Raw genomic sequence first — 3189 nt, forward strand, 5'->3', positions numbered from 1 at the left:
CTTCTTGAGGTGGCATCTCGTCGGCCAGAGCGGCCATGCAAACGCGCATCGCGTAGTTCCACTTAGGCCCTTTCTTGGTCCACTTGAGGAGCTGTTCGGCAGCACCCTCGACATGACTGACCCCGTAGCGGAGCCCAGGACGGTCGGTCCTAACGTAAACGGGAGGGTTGAACCAATGCAGAGCCATGAGGGCTATTCGCGACTATCAAAGACGACGAACAGGTCCAAGGCTGTCATTGCCATCACACCTTCGCCTTCCGCCAGCCAGCCCACCATGCTTCCCATTGGGAGCAGAACCATCGCTCCCCTCGTGCAGGATTAATGCGAGTAGCCAAGTAATACGCTTGGCCCGGCATGTGATAGATGTGCTCGCCCCGTTCGTTGATGTTGCCCTTGATGTCGCAGCCCGCCCTGCGGACCGCTACCGTGCTCGATGAAGTTCCAGAGACATGGACGCGCGGGAGCTGGGACCGGTCATTGGTCGCAACGTAGGCGACTGAAGTAACCGCCAGCAGCGCCAGAGCGAGAGTAAGGCGAGCAGCGAGAAGCGAGCGCCACAATGGCTTTCGCCGTCTCGCCCATTTGGGATGAACTACTTTGCTCATCGCCTCTCCCCAAGGATAGAATGCGTCCACTAGGGCTAGAAGTCCAGACGAGGCAGGTAATGGCGGCGTCGAGACGACATCGCGATAACTCCCCCCTATGGGGTAAAGGGAGGCCCCCTGGTGGTCTTTAGGTGTTCGCAGCGCCGAGGCCGGCTTTGGGGGGTAGAAGTGCCGAGCGATCCTCGCCCTCATCGGCCCTGACTTATCAGATGGCGCTCCTTCGGCCTGCCGGGTGGTAGTGCTCAAAGTGACTGCATTAAGGTACCGGAAAGACTGGCCGCAGTTCCGCCAGGTAGAAGAGGGAGGGGAAGCTATCCCCCGCACCATGGCCACCGCAGGCCCGCCCATCACAGTCCAGGGTCTCCAGCCAGCATGGCCAGAACCTTGCCGCAGGAGTCCCGCAGGACCGTGGGGTGTATGACATAAGGTGGCGGGTGGTAAGCCCGGAGGATCAGACCGCAGGGCGCTGAAGGTCGATGATGAAGTTGCTGCCGGCCTCYGCGCCATAGCTCATTGCGGCAACCCCGGTGACCGTGAAGACGATGCCCAAAGGGAACACCACCGCGAGCAGCAAGATGGCGAGGCCGAACAGCAGCCAACCGTGGCGAACAAAATAGGGCATGAGGCCGACCGCTATCAGCAGCCGCATCTCCAGGTTCCAGACGGAGCCGAGGACGCGCCCTACCATGGGGATCATCTCGTTCAAGGAATCCTCGACACGCTGAAAGTCGCTACGCGGGGCTGTTGGTGGCTCAATGGGGCCAGGACCTGGCTCAGTCGCCGCATCCACCGGAGTCAACAGCGATTCGGCCGGCGGCGCTTCCGCACCAGCCCATCTGGCAGGCAGCAACCACCCGATGACGAAGCCAATGGGGCCGAACACAACCGCGCCGCTCACTGCACTGCCCAGAGCCGCAACGCCCGTGCTGAGGCCAATGAGGTACCCAACACCGCCGAAAATGAGGCCACGCGTCAGCCGACTTTGTGTGTAGCGTGGGGCTGGGCCGCTCATCCGAATGAGAACGTGAAGGGCTTGCCACCAAGCGTGCCCGAGCCTGTCCCACGAGTGCCAGTCGAGACGAACGTGAAGGGGCCGCTCGTGCCGTCGCTGCAAGTGAACGTGCCACTCCCCTCGCGGTTGGTCGTATAGACGAAGTCACCTTTGCAGGTGCGGCCCTTGTTGCTCACAATGGAAAGCGTTCCGGCTCCATCGATCTGGCCGGTGGCCGAACCCGTGAAGGTCTCCGATCCGTCGCCCGATTGCCCCCTAACCGGCAGCGTCATCGCGCAACCGCTAATCGTCAGCATCGCCGCCATGGCTACGCAAGCATTCCGCATAAGACTCGCCCCCCAAATATGCTGGCAGGAGCTATACATCTAAACCCCAGGTAGGCAATCRCCCCACCGACTGTCGCAATGGTGGCCCAAAGAGAGGCCGTCCCCCCGTCCCCGGCGCAGTTCCTAAGGACTCCGAGGTGTGTCACTAATGTGTTCGCTTGCTAGGGGAGCGCATCAATGGTCTTTTTCGGGACGATAGGGTTCATCGCGATTGCAGTAGGGATCGCCCTGTTGGTCATGTGGGCTACCGCCGTCGATGCCTCGCGCCCTGCTCCCAGATGGCTGGTGATTGTTGCGGTCTACAGTGCCAACCTTGGGCTAGGCGTTGCGGCGCTAATTGTCTTCCTGGCCATGTCTCGCTCGGGCAGGCTAGCTGATTGGGTCCTGGCGGCAGCCGTCGCCGGCTCCTGCCTGGCCGGGGCGGTCAGCATGTTGGAGGCGAGTGGTAGGGTGCTGAAGGGGAAGTCCGACAATGCCGAAGCGGCCGCGCCGCCTTCGCCTTAGGACTCGACCGGCGTGACGACTCCTCCCGGCTGGCCGTGCCAAACCGTTCGGACCGGTCAGACCCGCACTGCCAACGCTGACACGATGAACGACATAGTGGCAAAGACATAGCGGGGAGGCGATTGATCGACGACTTGGGTAACGAGGGTGTTGAAGAGGGCTCCCGCTTGACCGTCCCCCCTCCCGTCACGGCCGGCCGGYCCACCTCGCCGCTATTGCCAGTACTTTGAATGATAGGGGGACGGGGACTTCACGAGGCGGCAAGTGGTCTGCTACTCAGATGACTAGGATTTCGAGTCGTGCTGTGGGGGTCGGGAAGTTGCCAAGTCGAGAATTTCTCCAAGAATATCCACTATACCGAAAATTCAACATGGAGATACCAAACTCTCTCGGATCGATTCCGAAAGGGAGGATCAATCGAGCATGCCCGAAGTGCAAATCTGATCAGACCTTTGCGATGATCAACGAGTATTATGAGGTTGGTCGCATTACTAACGGAGACACTGGTGGCGAAGTGCTGAGGCTTCGGTACCTTTGCATAGGCTGCGAAGAGGTTGAGGCATTCTTCGTCGTTAAAGTTGCGAATGACCGAAAATCCATCATGAAGATTGGTCAATTCCCGCCTTGGGATGTTGCGGGCGACCCCTCGGTCGAAAGGCTTCTCGGAGAGCGCAAGGACTATCTTCGCAGGGCGCTTGTCTCAGAGGCGCAGGGATACGGCATCGGCGCGTTTGCCTACTAC

4 protein-coding genes and 1 pseudogene are annotated in these 3189 nt (G+C 60.5%); 2 read left to right on the forward strand and 3 right to left on the reverse strand.

Annotation, left to right across the window (positions count from 1 at the left end; genetic code table 11):
* Nucleotides 1–242: 242 nt before the first annotated feature.
* From ACXJ7R_RS28420 to ACXJ7R_RS28430, 3 genes are all read right to left on the reverse strand, one after another.
* The gene (locus ACXJ7R_RS28420; protein WP_457154727.1) at nucleotides 243–1112 is read right to left on the reverse strand and encodes a sunset domain-containing protein; all 870 of its coding nucleotides are present in this window, start codon (nucleotides 1110–1112) and stop codon (nucleotides 243–245) included.
* Complete coding sequence (locus ACXJ7R_RS28425) at nucleotides 1057–1311, reverse strand: hypothetical protein (RefSeq protein WP_457154728.1); 255 nt, start codon at nucleotides 1309–1311, stop codon at nucleotides 1057–1059. Before ACXJ7R_RS28425 ends, ACXJ7R_RS28420 begins: the two co-directional genes overlap by 56 nt.
* Nucleotides 1312–1613: 302 nt before the next feature.
* Nucleotides 1614–1922: a hypothetical protein gene (locus ACXJ7R_RS28430; protein ID WP_457154729.1), complete on the reverse strand. Its 309-nt coding sequence runs from the start codon at nucleotides 1920–1922 to the stop codon at nucleotides 1614–1616.
* Nucleotides 1923–2120: 198 nt separating this feature from the next.
* On the opposite strand from ACXJ7R_RS28430, the gene ACXJ7R_RS28435 reads away from it, so the two are divergent.
* Nucleotides 2121–2447: a hypothetical protein gene (locus ACXJ7R_RS28435; protein WP_457154730.1), complete on the forward strand. Its 327-nt coding sequence runs from the start codon at nucleotides 2121–2123 to the stop codon at nucleotides 2445–2447.
* A gap of 457 nt (nucleotides 2448–2904) precedes the next feature.
* A pseudogene (locus tag ACXJ7R_RS28440) lies at nucleotides 2905–3189 on the forward strand (hypothetical protein); the annotation flags it as partial.

Source organism: Mesorhizobium sp. P5_C1 (assembly GCF_054049815.1).

Bases quoted from the DNA above. Each gene is read 5' to 3' on its own strand.
- ACXJ7R_RS28435 (WP_457154730.1), top strand. From the start codon at position 2,121: ATGGTCTTTTTCGGGACGATAGGGTTCATCGCGATTGCAGTAGGGATC.
- ACXJ7R_RS28430 (WP_457154729.1), bottom strand. From the start codon at position 1,922: ATGGCGGCGATGCTGACGATTAGCGGTTGCGCGATGACGCTGCCGGTT.